At 62.1% G+C, this 14,324-nt stretch carries 14 protein-coding genes; 12 read left to right on the forward strand and 2 right to left on the reverse strand.

From position 1 onward, the window contains the following. Nucleotides 1-32 precede the first annotated feature (32 nt). Entirely contained in the window at nucleotides 33-914 is an 882-nt protein-coding gene (locus NKH30_RS07430; protein ID WP_352613322.1) for a LysR family transcriptional regulator, read from the reverse strand. Nucleotides 915-1,134: 220 nt separating this feature from the next. On the opposite strand from NKH30_RS07430, the gene NKH30_RS07435 reads away from it, so the two are divergent. The 3 genes from NKH30_RS07435 (at nucleotide 1,135) to NKH30_RS07445 (ending at nucleotide 3,852) form a co-directional block, all read left to right on the forward strand. After that, nucleotides 1,135-2,631 (forward strand): CoA-acylating methylmalonate-semialdehyde dehydrogenase, encoded by a 1,497-nt coding sequence (locus NKH30_RS07435; protein ID WP_352613323.1) that lies wholly within the window; start codon nucleotides 1,135-1,137, stop codon nucleotides 2,629-2,631. A gap of 306 nt (nucleotides 2,632-2,937) precedes the next feature. After that, nucleotides 2,938-3,234, forward strand: coding sequence for a hypothetical protein (locus NKH30_RS07440; RefSeq protein ID WP_352471247.1), 297 nt, complete (start codon nucleotides 2,938-2,940; stop codon nucleotides 3,232-3,234). A 303-nt stretch (nucleotides 3,235-3,537) separates the two neighbouring features. Continuing rightward, nucleotides 3,538-3,852 carry a hypothetical protein gene (locus NKH30_RS07445; RefSeq protein ID WP_352471246.1) on the forward strand — a complete coding sequence of 105 codons (315 nt, stop codon included), beginning with the start codon at nucleotides 3,538-3,540 and terminating at the stop codon, nucleotides 3,850-3,852. A gap of 13 nt (nucleotides 3,853-3,865) precedes the next feature. On the opposite strand, the gene NKH30_RS07450 is transcribed toward NKH30_RS07445, so the two are convergent. Next, nucleotides 3,866-4,456 carry a GntR family transcriptional regulator gene (locus tag NKH30_RS07450; RefSeq protein WP_502893709.1) on the reverse strand — a complete coding sequence of 197 codons (591 nt, stop codon included), beginning with the start codon at nucleotides 4,454-4,456 and terminating at the stop codon, nucleotides 3,866-3,868. A gap of 166 nt (nucleotides 4,457-4,622) precedes the next feature. Between NKH30_RS07450 and NKH30_RS07455 the strand changes: the two genes are divergently transcribed. From NKH30_RS07455 to NKH30_RS07495, 9 genes are all read left to right on the forward strand, one after another. Next, nucleotides 4,623-5,516 (forward strand): dihydrodipicolinate synthase family protein, encoded by an 894-nt coding sequence (locus NKH30_RS07455; protein ID WP_352471244.1) that lies wholly within the window; start codon nucleotides 4,623-4,625, stop codon nucleotides 5,514-5,516. Nucleotides 5,517-5,564: 48 nt separating this feature from the next. Next, on the forward strand, nucleotides 5,565-6,815 hold the full coding sequence (locus tag NKH30_RS07460; protein WP_352994768.1) for an NAD(P)/FAD-dependent oxidoreductase: 1,251 nt from the start codon (nucleotides 5,565-5,567) through the stop codon (nucleotides 6,813-6,815). A gap of 28 nt (nucleotides 6,816-6,843) precedes the next feature. Beyond that, complete coding sequence (locus NKH30_RS07465; RefSeq protein WP_352683322.1) at nucleotides 6,844-7,845, forward strand: 4-hydroxyproline epimerase; 1,002 nt, start codon at nucleotides 6,844-6,846, stop codon at nucleotides 7,843-7,845. Nucleotides 7,846-8,180: 335 nt separating this feature from the next. Continuing rightward, the gene (locus NKH30_RS07470) at nucleotides 8,181-9,083 is read left to right on the forward strand and encodes a branched-chain amino acid ABC transporter permease (protein ID WP_352454929.1); all 903 of its coding nucleotides are present in this window, start codon (nucleotides 8,181-8,183) and stop codon (nucleotides 9,081-9,083) included. A gap of 4 nt (nucleotides 9,084-9,087) precedes the next feature. Then, complete coding sequence (livM, locus tag NKH30_RS07475) at nucleotides 9,088-10,716, forward strand: high-affinity branched-chain amino acid ABC transporter permease LivM (RefSeq protein WP_352471241.1); 1,629 nt, start codon at nucleotides 9,088-9,090, stop codon at nucleotides 10,714-10,716. Beyond that, entirely contained in the window at nucleotides 10,716-11,882 is a 1,167-nt protein-coding gene (locus tag NKH30_RS07480) for an ABC transporter ATP-binding protein (RefSeq protein ID WP_352471240.1), read from the forward strand. Before livM ends, NKH30_RS07480 begins: the two co-directional genes overlap by 1 nt. Next, the gene (locus NKH30_RS07485; RefSeq protein ID WP_352471239.1) at nucleotides 11,882-12,610 is read left to right on the forward strand and encodes an ABC transporter ATP-binding protein; all 729 of its coding nucleotides are present in this window, start codon (nucleotides 11,882-11,884) and stop codon (nucleotides 12,608-12,610) included. Before NKH30_RS07480 ends, NKH30_RS07485 begins: the two co-directional genes overlap by 1 nt. A 19-nt stretch (nucleotides 12,611-12,629) precedes the next feature. Further along, nucleotides 12,630-12,977, forward strand: coding sequence for a DUF6867 family protein (locus NKH30_RS07490; protein WP_352471238.1), 348 nt, complete (start codon nucleotides 12,630-12,632; stop codon nucleotides 12,975-12,977). 138 nt (nucleotides 12,978-13,115) lie between these two features. Next, nucleotides 13,116-14,234 carry a branched-chain amino acid ABC transporter substrate-binding protein gene (locus NKH30_RS07495; protein WP_352471237.1) on the forward strand — a complete coding sequence of 373 codons (1,119 nt, stop codon included), beginning with the start codon at nucleotides 13,116-13,118 and terminating at the stop codon, nucleotides 14,232-14,234. The last annotated feature ends 90 nt before the right edge of the window (nucleotides 14,235-14,324 follow it).

A 14,324-nucleotide genomic window follows, 5' to 3' on the forward strand; every position in this document is an offset into this window, starting at 1 on the left:
CCACCAGCTAAGACAGCCAGCGGCCGGCAGGCTCACGCGAACAAACCCCTGTCTCGTTCGACGGCCTTGGTAATGAAGCTCGCGACGACCTGGACGCGGCGCAGCGGCCTGACCGATTCATGATAGACCAGCCAGTAGGCGCGGCGGATGGGTGCGACGATATCGAGAGGCACCAGCTCCGGCATCGAGCGGGCAACGAAGGTGTGCAGGATGCCGATGCCGGCGCCGGAACGCACCGCTTCGGCCTGGCCGAGCGCGGAGGAAATGGCGAAGCTGGTCCGCCAGTCGGGGCTGAATTCGGCCGCGTAGTCGAGCGAGGGACTGACGATCAGGTCCGGCACGTAGCCGATCAGCGTATGCTGGCCTAGCTCGGCGGCGGTTCCGGGCAGGCCATGGGTGTCGGCGTAGGCACGCGACGCGAACAGGCCGAGCGTGTAGTCGACCAGCTTTCCCGCCACCAGGCGGCCTTCCGTCGGTCGTTCGACGGTGATGGCAATGTCGGCCTCGCGCCGGGACAAAGAGAAGGAGCGTGGCACCGGCACCAGCTGGATGGTGAGCTCACGGTGCAGAGCGGTCAGCGCGCCGAGGCGCCTGGCCAGGAACGCGACGCCAAAGCCGTCCGGCGCGCCGATGCGCACGGTGCCCGAGATGTCGTCGCCTTCGCCTGAAACGGTCGAGCGCGCGGCGATCATGTCGCCCTCCATGCGTTCGGCAATCTCGAGGAAACGCTCGCCCGCCGGCGTCAGCTCGCTGCCGGTGGTAAGCCGGCGAAACAGTTTTGTCCTGAGCGCTGCCTCGAGGGCGGCAATGCGGCGCGAGACGGTCGCGTGATTAAGCTCCAGCCGCCTGGCGGCGCCGAGGATCTGGCCGGCCCGCGCTACGGCAAGGAAGATACGGGCATCATCCCAGTTCATGAGGGTGGTCCGGATAATGACGATTACGGCAGCGCTCGACGGCGAAGAAACTCAATTTCTCAATCCCATGGCGTACACCGCACATCTCTATCATTTGCGCTATTTGATGCACAGACACCCACCGCTATCTATTTTGTGCACAACGGTTGCGTTTTCGCTCGCGTTGCCATCGCTCCCGCAAAGGCGGACAATGCCTCATCACGAACCAGGGAGAGAGACCATGATCGAATACGGTCATTTCATCGGCGGCAAGCGCGTCGCCGGAACCAGCGGCCGCAAGCAGGACGTCATGCAGCCGATGGACGGCACGGTGCGCGGCACGGTGGCGCTGGCTTCGCAGGCGGAATTGCGTGCGGCGGTCGAAAACGCCAAGGCCGCACAGCCCGGCTGGGCGGCGACCAATCCGCAGCGGCGCGTACGCGTCCTGATGCGGTTCCTCGAGCTGGTCGCCAAGGAGTATGACGCGCTGGCCGAGATATTGGCGCGCGAACACGGCAAGACCATCGCCGACGCCAAGGGTGACATCCAGCGCGGCCTCGAAGTGGTCGAGGTCTGCATCGGTGCGCCGCATATGATGAAGGGCGAGTTCACCGATGGCGCCGGCCCCGGCATCGACGTCTATTCGATGCGCCAGCCGCTCGGCGTCGTCGCCGGCATCACGCCGTTCAATTTTCCGGCGATGATCCCGCTGTGGAAGATCGCGCCGGCCATCGCCTGCGGCAATGCCTTCATTCTCAAGCCGTCCGAACGCGACCCGGGCGTACCGATGCGCATTGCCGAACTGTTTATCGAGGCCGGTCTGCCGGCGGGCATCCTCAATGTCGTCAATGGCGACAAGGAAGTGGTCGACGCCATCCTCGACGATGCTGACATCAAGGCCATCGGTTTCGTCGGCTCGACACCGATCGCCCAGTACATCTATTCGCGCGGCTGCGCGGCCGGCAAGCGCGTGCAGTGCTTCGGCGGTGCCAAGAATCACATGATCATCATGCCGGATGCCGACATGGACCAGACCGTCGACGCGCTGATCGGCGCCGGCTACGGCTCGGCCGGCGAGCGCTGCATGGCGATCTCGGTGGCCGTCCCGGTCGGCAACGACACCGCCAACCGGCTGATGGAAAGACTGGTGCCGCGCGTCGAGAGCCTGAAGGTCGGTCCGTCGACGGATTCTTCCGCCGATTTCGGCCCGCTGGTCACGGCGCAGGCGCTGGAGCGGGTCAAGTCCTATGTCGACACCGGTGTCAAGGAAGGCGCCAAGCTGGTCGTCGACGGCCGCGGCTTCTCCATGCAGGGCTACGAGAACGGCTACTATATGGGCGGCTGCCTGTTCGACAACGTGACCGCCGACATGCGTATCTACAAGGAAGAGATCTTCGGGCCGGTGCTGTCGGTGGTGCGCGCACCGACCTACGAGAACGCCATCAAGCTCGCCAACGAGCACGAGATGGGCAATGGCGTCGCCATCTTCACCCGCGACGGCGACGCGGCGCGCGACTTCGCCTCGCGGGTTCAGGTCGGCATGGTCGGGATCAACGTGCCGATCCCGGTGCCGATCGCCTACTACACCTTTGGCGGCTGGAAGGCGTCCTCCTTCGGCGACCTCAACCAGCACGGGCCGGACGCGTTCCGCTTCTACACCAAGACCAAGACGGTAACGTCGCGCTGGCCGTCCGGCGTGAAGGACGGTGCCGAGTTCGTCATCCCGACGATGAACTGACCGAACGGTTTCTGTCAGCGCGTCCTCGCCTTCGGCTTGGGGCGCGCTGGCCGGCGTGAAGGACGGCGCCGAATTCGTCACCCCGACGATGAACTGATCCAAATCGCAGAAAGCAAGAAAAGGCCCGGGCACCAAGCTCGGGCCTTTTTGTCGCGGTCTTCATCGGCATGAACACTAATGTGATGGAACCAAGAAGGCAGCAATCTTCTTAGGTTGCAGTCCTGCCGCGAAGGAGATGCTGGCAGATCAACCAACGGCGCTGGTGACGGCTCCGGGGGATATCGTCCGGCGCAAAGGAGGTGTCAGATGGCACGTCTCATGGCGACTATAGCTTGCGCTGCGATGGCCCTTTCCGCCGTCCCGGCAATGGCTGCCGAGCAATGTGCGGCACGCGCCGATATGGTCAAGGCGCTCGGCGAGAAGTTTCATGAAAACCCGAGCGCGGTCGGCGTCGTCAATCCGAATGTGGTGCTTGAAGTCTTCGTTTCCGACAAGGGCACATGGACCATCCTCGCCAGCGACACAAAAGGTCAAAGCTGCGTGATTTCAGTCGGCGAAGGCTGGGAGAGCGCGATGACGAAAGCGGCGCTGCCAGGCACCTGAACGATTTATCACGGGTCTGCGCGCCTCGGCATGGCCGCGCGGCCTGTGGCTCATTCTTTCGGCGACAGCCGTAAAACGGATCTGCAGGCGCCCGCTTGGGCGCCTGCTTGCGCTTTTCCATTATCGATACCATATATCGAGAACATAATGGGAACATCTTAAATCGTTCCCACCAATGGCAGACCGGAACACAGAAAGGAACGACGCGATGATGATGACGTCGGAACCGGCCTGGATCGCTCCGGCAAAATGAGGCCGTCAAACCCCTCCTTTGCCGGAACGTGATGGCAAAGGAGGTGCCCTATGGCACGCAAATCGCTGTTGAGATGGGTGAAAACCCTGGTTCTTGCTGGCGCATTGGCGGTGGGTACGAACACCGCAGGCGCGCAATATCAACACTGCGTTGAACATGGCGAGCTCGTCGCCCATTTGAGCGAGAAGTTCCAGGAAAGGCAGTTTGCTTTGGGGCTGATCGGTCATGAGGCGGTCATGGAAGTCTTTGTCGCCGAGACCGGAACCTGGACCATCGTCGTCACCGATATCGCCGGCAGAAGCTGCATCGTCGCGGCCGGCGACAATTGGGAAAACGTGATGGCCCTGCCCGGCCAGGGGGCATGACGAAATGGCAGGCTCAGCGTGTGGCAGCTGCCTCGGCATGGCCGCGCAAAAGCGCCATCAGGCGCTTGGCGTCCTTGGCCGCGGCATCTTCGTCGCCGGCGAGGATCGAACGGATCAGTGCGACATGGTGCTCGGCGGATTCGGCCAATCCGGTATCGGCCTTGTAGCGGAACCAGAAGCGACGGCTATGGGTTTGCAAGGGTGCCGCCAGGCGCGCGGCGAACGGGTTGTCGGCAGCCAGCGCCAGCGCCTCGTCAAGCGCCTTGTCGGCCTGGATAAAGTAGAACACATTTTCCGAAATCACCGCCTTTTGCATGGCAAGGGCAGCGTCATGGAACAGGTCGGCGGCCTCGCGGGTAACGAAGCGGGCGGCCGAGCGGGCAAGCACCACCTCGACGCCACGGCGGGCGTCGAGGACACGCAGCCAGTCGCCGGGGTGAAGCGGCGCGATGGCGATGCCGGCGCGCGGCCGGACCTCGAGCAGCCCCTCCCAGGCCAGCCGCTGGATTGCTTCGCGAACCGGGGTGCGGCCGAGGCCGAGCCTGTCAATCAGCGCCCCCTCGGTGATGAAGCTCGCCGGCGCCAGTTCGAGAGTTACGATCATGTGCTCGAGCCTGCGGTAGGCCTTCGCAGTTGCCGGCTCGGAGCCCGGGCTGTCATATACCAATGCGGCATCTCCTGATATATTGTTGATATATCATATCAGATTCAACGTTGACAGCCGGCTTCTTAAGAAATATACGACTGATATATCAGATGGAGCGATCGACATGTGGGCCGGAGTCTTCCCCGCCGTTACGACCAAATTCACCGAGGACGACGGCCTCGACCATGCCGAGATGGAGCGCTGCTTTGCGCTGCAGATGGAGGCCGGCTGTGACGGCATCATCGTCTGCGGGTCGCTCGGCGAAGGCCCGATGCTGTCGCACGACGAGAAGATCGCGGTGCTGAAGACCGCGCAGAAGATCGCCGGCAAGAAACCGGTGCTGTTGACGGTCAACGAGGCCGGTACACGCGAGGCGGCGGCGATCGCGCGCCGCGCCGCCAAGGAAGGCGCCAACGGTTTGATGGTGGTGCCGAGCCCGATCTACCATACCAATGCCGAGGAGACGGTCGCGGCACTCAGCGCCGTCGCCGCGGCCGGCGACCTGCCGGTGATGATCTACTCCAACCGGCTTGCCTACCGCGTCGACGTTACCGTCGACCAGATGGAGGAGTTGGCGAAGGACCAACGCTTCGTCGCCATAAAAGAGTCCTCCGACGACATCCGCCGCTCGACCGAGATCATCAACCGCCTCGGCGACCGCTACGACCTGTTCACCGGCGTAGACAATCTCGCCTTCGAGGCGCTGTCGGTCGGCGCCATCGGCTGGGTGGCGGGCCTGGTCACCGCGTTCCCGCGCGAGACCGTCGCCATCTACCAGCTGATGCGACAGGGCCGCCGCGAGGAGGCGTTGAAGATCTACCGCTGGTTCCGGCCGCTGCTCGACCTCGACGTTTCGACCTATCTGGTACAGAACATCAAGCTTGCCGAAGTGCTGGCGATCAACACCAACGACCGCGTGCGCATGCCGCGCCAGCCATTGTCGGGCGAGCGGCGCAAGGCAGTCGAAAAGATCGTCAGGGATGCGCTGGCGGTACGGCCAGAGCTGCCGACATTCTGATCCAGTCGCTTTGAAGGCATTTGCAGATGTGCAGCGCGGCGCATGGCAATGAATGATAATGCTACGCTCGATGTCGCCATCATTGGTGGCGGCATCATCGGCATCTGCGCCGCCGCCTTTCTGGCAGAGGCGGGGCGAAACGTGACGATCTTCGATCGGACGGGGATCTGTGAGGAAACCAGTTCCGGCAATGCCGCTGCCTTTGCCTTCTCCGATGTGCTGCCGCTCGCCCACAAGGGCATGATCAAGCAGTTGCCGAAATGGCTCGCCGACCCGCTCGGCCCGCTCAGCATCCCACCCGCGTATCTGCCGAAGCTGCTGCCCTGGCTGGTCCGCTTCTGGCGCGCCGGCCGAAGCGACCGCTATGAACCCGGCCTTGCCGCGCAGGCCGGGATGATGAAGCTCGCCGAGGCGGAATGGATGGGCTTGCTCGACCGTTCCGGCACACGGCCGATGCTGCATGAGGACGGCTCGCTCGAACTCTACGACAGCGAGGCCGAGTTCAAGGCTTCACTGCCCGGCTGGGCGGCAAGGCAGCGCTTCGGCATCGGCTTCAGCCATGTCGAGGGGAGCGCTCTCACAGCCCTGCAGCCCGGTCTGTCGCCGCGCTTCGTCAAGGGAACGTTCGTGCCGGGGTGGAAAACCGTTGCCGATCCCAAGCTGCTTGGAAAGGCCTTGTGGGCCTATGCCGAGAGGTTGGGCGCCGTGTTCGAAAGGGCCCGGATCGAGCGTGTCGAGGCGGGACAGGACGGCGCGATCCTGACCACGGCCGACGGCACGCGGCGACGGGCGAAGCACGTCGTCGTCGCTGCCGGGGCCTGGTCGCATCTGCTGGCGAGACATCTCGGCGACGGAATCCCGCTGGAGACCGAGCGTGGCTACAACACGACGTTGCCGAAGACTGCCTTTGACGTAAAGCGGCAATTGATCTTCTCCGGGCATGGCTTCGTCATCACGCCGCTCGAGACGGGCCTGCGCGTCGGCGGCGCGGTCGAACTCGGCGGCCTTGAGAGGCCGCCCAATTATGCGCGCTCGAGAGCGCTGCTCGAAAAGGCGCAGAAATTCCTGCCGGGACTGGATCCGGCCAATGGGCGCGAATGGATGGGGTTCCGGCCGTCGCTGCCGGATTCGCTGCCGGTGATCGGGCGGTCGCAACAAACGCCGTCGGTGGTGTATGGTTTCGGCCACGGTCACCTCGGCCTGACCCAGGCCGCGGCGACCGGGCGCTTGATCCGCGAGCTCGTTCTCGGGCAGAATCCATCGCTCGATCTCGGCCCGTTCAGCCCGCAACGGTTTTGAGTTCGAAGACAGTCAGTTGGGAGCCGGCATGGCCAAGAATTCCTTCTTCTGCATAGACGGCCACACCTGCGGCAATCCGGTGCGGCTGGTCGCCGGCGGCGGGCCTTTGCTCAAGGGCTCGACGATGATGGAGCGGCGAGCGCATTTCCTGGCCGAATATGACTGGATCCGCACCGGGCTGATGTTCGAGCCGCGCGGCCATGACGTGATGTCCGGCTCGATCCTCTATCCGCCGACGCGTGAAGATTGCGACATCGCCATCCTGTTCATCGAAACCTCGGGCTGCTTGCCGATGTGCGGCCACGGCACCATCGGCACGGTAACTTTTGCCGTCGAGCATGGGCTGATCAAGCCGAAGACACCGGGCGTGCTCAGGCTGGATACGCCGGCGGGCTTGGTCGTAGCGGAGTACAGCCAAGTCGGCGACTATGTCGAGGAGGTGCGCATCACCAATGTGCCTTCCTTCCTCTATGCCGAGGCTCTGACGGTCGAATGCCCCGGGCTCGGCGAGATCAGCGTCGATGTCGCCTATGGCGGCAATTTCTACGCCATCGTCGAACCGCAAAAAACCTATCGCGACATGGCCGACCATTCGGCCGGCGAACTGATCGCCTGGAGCCCGGTGATGCGGCAGCGGCTCAACGAGAAATATTCCTTCGTCCACCCGGAGAATCCCGGCATCGATAAGCTGTCGCACATATTGTGGACCGGGGCGCCGACCAACCCGCAAGCCGATGCCCGCAACGCCGTCTTCTACGGCGACAAGGCAATCGACCGCTCGCCCTGCGGCACCGGCACCTCGGCGCGGATGGCGCAGCTTCACGCCAAGGGCAAGCTTGGGGTCGGCAACGACTTCGTCCACGAATCGATCATCGGGTCGCTGTTCAAGGGCAGGGTGGAGAAAGAGGTCACCGTCGCTGGCAAGCCGGCAATCATTCCGTCGATCGGCGGGTGGGCGCGGATGACCGGATTGAACACGATCTTCATCGACGACCGCGACCCGTTCGCGCACGGCTTCGTCGTCAAATAGAGAAAACGCTGACGCAAGCGAAAGAAAGAGAGCGCAAACGGATTGCCTTCGACGGCGCAACGATCCCGCTCATCAACTTATTTTGACGGCGATTTCTTCGAAATGGGTCGCATGCTGCGATTGAATCGTCAAAGACATTGCGTTAGGCCAATGGTAGGGTCCGCGATGGTCCAGGGGGCGGACGGGAACAAAACGGGCAATCGGACGACGTGCGGCGAAAACACGCGTAATGATCGAAAAATCACGTTGCAATCCGGGCTCGAAACTTTACGACTAGGGAAAATACGAAAAGGAATGCGTCTGCATGGGCGACATTCCAGGGGAGCCACGACAGCATGCAGTATTTTGTCCAGCAGCTTATCAACGGGCTGACGCTGGGATCGATCTATGGGCTGATAGCGATCGGCTATACGATGGTCTACGGCATCATCGGCATGATAAATTTCGCCCATGGCGACATTTTCATGATCGGCGCTTTCACCGCGCTCATCGTTTTCCTTATCCTCGGTGCATTGTTCTATTCGCTGCCGATCGTCGTTGCGCTGCTGATCATGATGATCGTCGCGATGCTGCTGACCAGCCTGTATAACTGGACGATCGAGAAGGTGGCCTACCGGCCTTTGCGCGGTTCATTCCGGCTGGCGCCGCTGATCACCGCGATTGGCATGTCGATTGCGCTGTCCAATTTCGTCCAGGTGACGCAAGGGCCGCGCAACAAGCCGGTCCCGCCAATGGTGTCCAAGGTCTACAACATCGAAGGCATCAGCGTCTCGCTGAAGCAGATCATCATCGTCCTGGTCACCATAGTCCTGCTGGCGCTGTTCTGGTACCTGGTCAACAAGACCTCGCTCGGCCGGGCACAGCGCGCCTGCGAGCAGGATCGCAAGATGGCCGCACTGCTCGGCGTCGACGTCGATCGCACCATCTCGATCACCTTCATCATGGGCGCCGCCCTTGCCGCCGTCGCCGGCACGTTGTTCCTGATGTATTACGGCGTTGTGGTGTTTTCCGACGGCTTTACGCCCGGTGTGAAGGCGTTTACTGCCGCGGTGCTCGGCGGCATCGGCTCACTGCCCGGCGCCGTGCTCGGCGGGCTGATGATTGGCTTCATCGAAAGCATGTGGTCGGCTTATTTCTCGATCGACTACAAGGACGTCGCCGCCTTCTCCATCCTGGCGATCGTGCTGATCTTCCTGCCTTCCGGCATTCTCGGCCGGCCAGAAGTCGAAAAGGTCTGAGATCATGGCGGTTACCGTGTCTCCGGAAAGCACCGTCGTCGCCACCCCGGTCCAGCGCGCTTTTCGCGAAGCGCTCTATGCCGGCGCCATCTCGCTTGGCCTGTTCGTGCTGTTCATCGGCCTGAAAACCGACCAGAATATCTCCAACGAACTGATCCTGGTGCAACGCTGGGGCTTGCTCGCCGGCGTCGTGATCGCCACCATGGCAGGACGCTTCCTCTATGTCGCCTATGGCCAGCCCTTCCTGGCGAACCAGAAGATCGTCGACGTCGCCACCGGCCTGCTGCCGGTCAGCCTGGCTTCGCGATTCTTCCGCCTTCCCGCGTTCATCGTGGCGCTCGCCGTCGCCGTTATTCTGCTCGCGCTCAGCGGCTTTCTGACCGAGGCCTTAGGGCCGGAACTTTCCGATTTTGTGCGGTTCCTGCGGGCGCTCGCAATCATCTATGCGCTGGCTTGGCTGATATATCGGTTCCGGGCCTTCATTCACGCTCATTTCTCGGCATTGGGCATAACCGCACTGGCGCTCTACCCGATTATCGTGGTGTTGGTGCTGGCTCTATATGCCGGGTCGATGGCCGCCGGTTTCCAGGGCTCGCTGAAATATGTCGACAATTACGGCATCCAGATCCTGATCTACGTGATGCTAGCTTGGGGGCTGAATATCGTTATCGGCTTGGCCGGCTTGCTCGATCTCGGCTATGTCGCCTTCTACGCCGTCGGTGCCTACGCCTATGCGCTGCTCGGCACGCATTTCGGCCTCTCCTTCTGGATCCTGCTGCCCGCCGCTGGCCTGATGGCTGCGTTCTGGGGCGTGATGCTCGGCTTCCCGGTGCTGCGCCTGCGCGGTGACTATCTGGCGATCGTGACGCTCGCCTTCGGCGAAATCATAAGGCTGGTGATCATCAACTGGCGCGAGGTGACCAACGGCTCGGCCGGCATTTCCGGCATCCCGAAGGTGTCTTTCTTCGGCCTGATGTCGTTCAACGTCTCCGATCCGAACTACATCTCGAAGGTGCTCGGCATCGCCCAATCGGGTGCCTACTACAAGATATTCCTCTACTATTTGATCCTTGGGCTCTGTCTGCTGACGGCCTTCGTCACCGTGAGGCTCAGGCGTCTGCCGGTCGGCCGCGCCTGGGAAGCGCTGCGCGAGGACGAGATCGCCTGCCGCTCGCTCGGTATCAACACCACCACCACCAAGCTCACGGCCTTTGCCACGGGCGCGATGTTTGGCGGCTTCGCCGGCTCGTTCTTTGCCGCGCGGCAAGGCTTCGTCAGCCCGGAATCCTTCGTCTTCCTGGAATCCGCGATCATCCTTGCCATCGTCGTGCTTGGCGGCATGGGCTCGCTGGTCGGCATTGCCGTCGCCGCGATGGTGATGATCGGCGGCACCGAAATCCTGCGCGAACTGGATTTCCTCAAGACCGGCCTGAGTTGGGGCAACATCAAGGTTATACCCGGGTTCGGCCCCGACTTCACGCCGGAGCTTTATCGCATGCTGTTGTTCGGCATGGCCATGGTCATCGTCATGCTGTGGAAGCCGCGCGGCTTCGTCGGCAGCCGCGAGCCGACAGCCTTCCTCAAGGTGCGCAGGGCGGTGTCGGGGTCCTTCACCAAGGAGGGACACGGCTGATGAACGCGAGCCCCTCCGTGAACGATGCCATCCTGCAGGTCGATCATTTGTCGATGAAGTTCGGCGGTCTCGTCGCCATCGGCGACCTGTCGTTCCAGGCCAAACGCGGCGAGATCACCGCGCTGATCGGTCCCAACGGCGCCGGCAAGACCACCGTGTTCAATTGCATCACCGGTTTCTACAAACCGTCGGAAGGCATGATCACGCTCAATCGGCGCGACGGCTCGACCTTCCTGCTCGAACGTTTGCCGAACCATGAAATCCCGGCGCGAGCCAAGGTGGCGCGCACCTTCCAGAACATCCGCCTGTTCTCGGGCATGACGCTGCTGGAGAACCTGCTGGTGGCCCAGCACAACAAGCTGATGAAGGCGTCCGGCTATACCATTCTCGGCCTGTTCGGTTATAGCGGATACAGACAGGCTTCGGCGGAATCGGTTGAACTGGCCGAGCACTGGCTGGAAAAGGCCGATCTCGTCGACCGCGCCGACGATCCTGCCGGCGATCTGCCCTATGGCGCGCAGCGACGGCTCGAAATTGCTCGCGCCATGTGCACCGGCCCTGAGCTTCTGTGCCTCGACGAGCCGGCCGCCGGCCTTAATCCGAAGGAATCGGCGGCGCTCAATGCACTGCTGATGGACATCAAGGACAACACCGGCACGTCGATCCTTTTGATCGAACACGATATGGCGGTGGTTATGCAGATTTCAGACCATGTCGTCGTGCTCGAATACGGGCGCAAGATCTCCGACGGCAACCCGCAATCGGTGCGGACCGACCCGCGCGTCATCGCTGCCTACCTCGGCGTCGAAGACGAGGACGTCGAGACGGTGCTGACCGAAGTCGGCGACGAAGACGTCATCGAGCAATTGGATACGGGTCCGGATGCGGCCCACGGCCCAGGCACATCGTCTTCGTATCTCGCCGGACCGGTTGTCGACACGGTTGGCCACAGCGAGGGCGAACGCGTCACCGTGTCAAAGGGCGCTTCGAAAGCCGGGCAGATCGATGCAAGGTCGAGTGCCGCGGCAAAGTCCGGATCGCCGGCCAAAGCCAAATCGGCCGCGAAATCTTCTGCCGCAAAATCTTCCACTGCAAAGCCGGCCTCCAAGGCTCCGGTGAAGTCAAAAACTCCCGGCACCTCTAATCGGCGTGGGGGGCGGAAATAATGGCCGGCACAACGCTGCTCGATATCAAGGGCGTCCAGACCTACTACGGCAACATCAGGGCGCTGAACGGCGTCGATGTCACGGTCAAGCAAGGTGAGATCGTAGCGCTGATCGGTGCCAACGGCGCCGGCAAGTCGACGCTGATGATGACCATCTTCGGTGCTCCCCGCGCCCGCGCGGGTACCATCACATTCGCCGGTACCGACATCACCCAGATGCCGACCCACGAGATCGCGCGCATGCGCATCGCCCAGTCGCCGGAAGGGCGCCGCATTTTCCCGCGCATGACGGTGATGGAAAACCTGCAAATGGGCGCCAGCCTCGACAACCTCGAGCATTATGACGAGGACGTCGAGAAGGTGTTCACGCTGTTTCCACGCCTGAAGGAACGCATTGCCCAGCGTGGTGGCACGCTGTCCGGCGGCGAGCAGCAGATGCTGTCGATCGGGCGCGCGCTGATGGCGCGGCCGAAGCTGCTTTTGCTCGACGAGCCGTCGCTTGGCCTGGCGCCGCTGATCGTCAAGCAGATATTCGACGCTATCCGGGAGCTGAACCGCACGCAGGGACTGACCGTGTTCCTGGTCGAGCAAAACGCCTTCGGCGCTCTGAAGCTCGCCACGCGCGGCTATGTCATGGTCAACGGCAACGTGACGATGAGCGGCACCGGCAAGGAGTTGCTCGCCAATCCGGAGGTGCGCGCCGCCTATCTCGAAGGCGGCCATCACTGAGTTTCAGGAGACATCAATCATGCAGGGCATTGTCTATGAGGAACCCTCGATCTGGCAGTTCTTCTTCGTCACCTGCCTGCTCGGCGGCTGGGCGGCGTGGATGACGGGCAAGGCATGTGCGCAGACGTGGCGCAGCTTCGCCCAGTTGTTCGCCTACATGCTGGGGCTCGGCATCGGCGTAAGATTCATCCATCATGCGCTGTTCGGCGGAACGATGTTTTCGCTGCATTACTACGTGGTCGACACCATCGTGCTGATGATATTGGGCTTCATTGGCTACCAATACACGCGCACCAACCAGATGGTAACGCAGTATAATTGGCTTTACGAAAGAGCCTCTCTTTTGAGCTGGAAACCAAAAGGTTGACATTTATCATTAACGGCGCTTCAGGGATGAATCGGCGTGACAAGTGCCTGAAAATCGGCAAAGTACTCTTTCTGCGAGCAAGAGTGGGCATCGCATGAAAGCAACATCCACGCCCACTCGGTAAATGGGAGCGTTTCAATGAAAAAGTCACTTTTGTCCGCCGTCGCCCTGACCGCGCTTGTCGCGTTCAGCGGCAGCGCGTGGGCTGACATCCTGATCGGCGTTGCCGGTCCGATCACTGGCCCGAACGCAGCATTCGGCGCGCAGTTGCAGAAGGGCGCCGAACAGGCTGCCGCCGATATCAACGCGGCTGGCGGCATTAACGGCGAGCAGATCAAGATCGAGGTCGGCGACGACGTGTCGGATCCGAAGCAGGGCATCTCGGTCGCCAACAAGTTTGTCGCCGATGGCGTCAAATATGTCGTCGGCCACTTCAATTCGGGCGTCACCATTCCGGCGTCAGAGGTCTATGCCGAGAACGGCATTCTCGTCATCACGCCTTCCGCGACCAACCCGAAGCTGACCGAGCGGGGCCTGTGGAACACGTTCCGTACCTGCGGACGCGACGATCAGCAGGGCAAGGTTGCCGGCGACTACCTCGCCGCGCACTTTAAGGACGGCAAGATCGCCGTCGTCCACGACAAGACGCCTTACGGCCAGGGTCTCGCCGACGAAACCAAGAAGGCACTCAATGCTGATGGCGTGACCGAAGCCATGTATGAGGGCATCAATGTCGGCGACAAGGACTTCTCGGCGTTGATCGCCAAGATGAAGGATGCCGGCGTCAACGTCGTCTACTATGGCGGCCTGCACACCGAGGCCGGCCTGATTATGCGCCAGCTCGCCGATCAGGGTCTCAAGGCCCAGTTCATGTCCGGCGACGGCATCGTGTCGAACGAATTGGCCTCCATCGCCGGCGATGCCGTCGACGGCACGCTGATGACGTTCGCTCCCGATCCGCGCAAGAACCCGAACGCCAAGGAACTCGTGGAGAAGTTCCGCGCCGCCGGTTTCGAGCCTGAAGCCTATACGCTCTACTCCTACGCCGCGCTGCAGATCGTCGCCGCCGCCGCCAACAAGGTCGGCTCTTCCGACGACGCGCAGAAGGTTGCGGAAGAGATCAAGAAGAGTGGCCCGTGGAAGACCGCCATCGGCGACATCGGCTATGACGCAAAGGGCGACATCACCCGTCCCGACTACGTCATCTACACTTGGAAGAAGGGTGACGACGGCAAGTACACCTACTTCGAACAATAAGCCGGCAAACGCCTGCAGCCCAAAAAATGCCCGGCGCCTCGCGCCGGGCATTTTTCATTTGTCTTTTGCTTCATCGCATAGGCGCAAAGA

Origin of the sequence: Mesorhizobium sp. M1273 (assembly GCF_040318195.1) — a bacterium.
Classification (GTDB): domain Bacteria; phylum Pseudomonadota; class Alphaproteobacteria; order Rhizobiales; family Rhizobiaceae; genus Mesorhizobium.

What these genes read in the sequence shown, in the direction of transcription:
- NKH30_RS07430 (WP_352613322.1), bottom strand. Translation starts at nt 914, where the DNA reads ATGAACTGGGATGATGCCCGTATCTTCCTTGCCGTAGCGCGGGCCGGC.
- NKH30_RS07435 (WP_352613323.1), top strand. Translation starts at nt 1,135, where the DNA reads ATGATCGAATACGGTCATTTCATCGGCGGCAAGCGCGTCGCCGGAACC.
- NKH30_RS07440 (WP_352471247.1), top strand. Translation starts at nt 2,938, where the DNA reads ATGGCACGTCTCATGGCGACTATAGCTTGCGCTGCGATGGCCCTTTCC.
- NKH30_RS07445 (WP_352471246.1), top strand. Translation starts at nt 3,538, where the DNA reads ATGGCACGCAAATCGCTGTTGAGATGGGTGAAAACCCTGGTTCTTGCT.
- NKH30_RS07450 (WP_502893709.1), bottom strand. Translation starts at nt 4,456, where the DNA reads ATGATCGTAACTCTCGAACTGGCGCCGGCGAGCTTCATCACCGAGGGG.
- NKH30_RS07455 (WP_352471244.1), top strand. Translation starts at nt 4,623, where the DNA reads ATGTGGGCCGGAGTCTTCCCCGCCGTTACGACCAAATTCACCGAGGAC.
- NKH30_RS07460 (WP_352994768.1), top strand. Translation starts at nt 5,565, where the DNA reads ATGAATGATAATGCTACGCTCGATGTCGCCATCATTGGTGGCGGCATC.
- NKH30_RS07465 (WP_352683322.1), top strand. Translation starts at nt 6,844, where the DNA reads ATGGCCAAGAATTCCTTCTTCTGCATAGACGGCCACACCTGCGGCAAT.
- NKH30_RS07470 (WP_352454929.1), top strand. Translation starts at nt 8,181, where the DNA reads ATGCAGTATTTTGTCCAGCAGCTTATCAACGGGCTGACGCTGGGATCG.
- livM (WP_352471241.1), top strand. Translation starts at nt 9,088, where the DNA reads ATGGCGGTTACCGTGTCTCCGGAAAGCACCGTCGTCGCCACCCCGGTC.
- NKH30_RS07480 (WP_352471240.1), top strand. Translation starts at nt 10,716, where the DNA reads ATGAACGCGAGCCCCTCCGTGAACGATGCCATCCTGCAGGTCGATCAT.
- NKH30_RS07485 (WP_352471239.1), top strand. Translation starts at nt 11,882, where the DNA reads ATGGCCGGCACAACGCTGCTCGATATCAAGGGCGTCCAGACCTACTAC.
- NKH30_RS07490 (WP_352471238.1), top strand. Translation starts at nt 12,630, where the DNA reads ATGCAGGGCATTGTCTATGAGGAACCCTCGATCTGGCAGTTCTTCTTC.
- NKH30_RS07495 (WP_352471237.1), top strand. Translation starts at nt 13,116, where the DNA reads ATGAAAAAGTCACTTTTGTCCGCCGTCGCCCTGACCGCGCTTGTCGCG.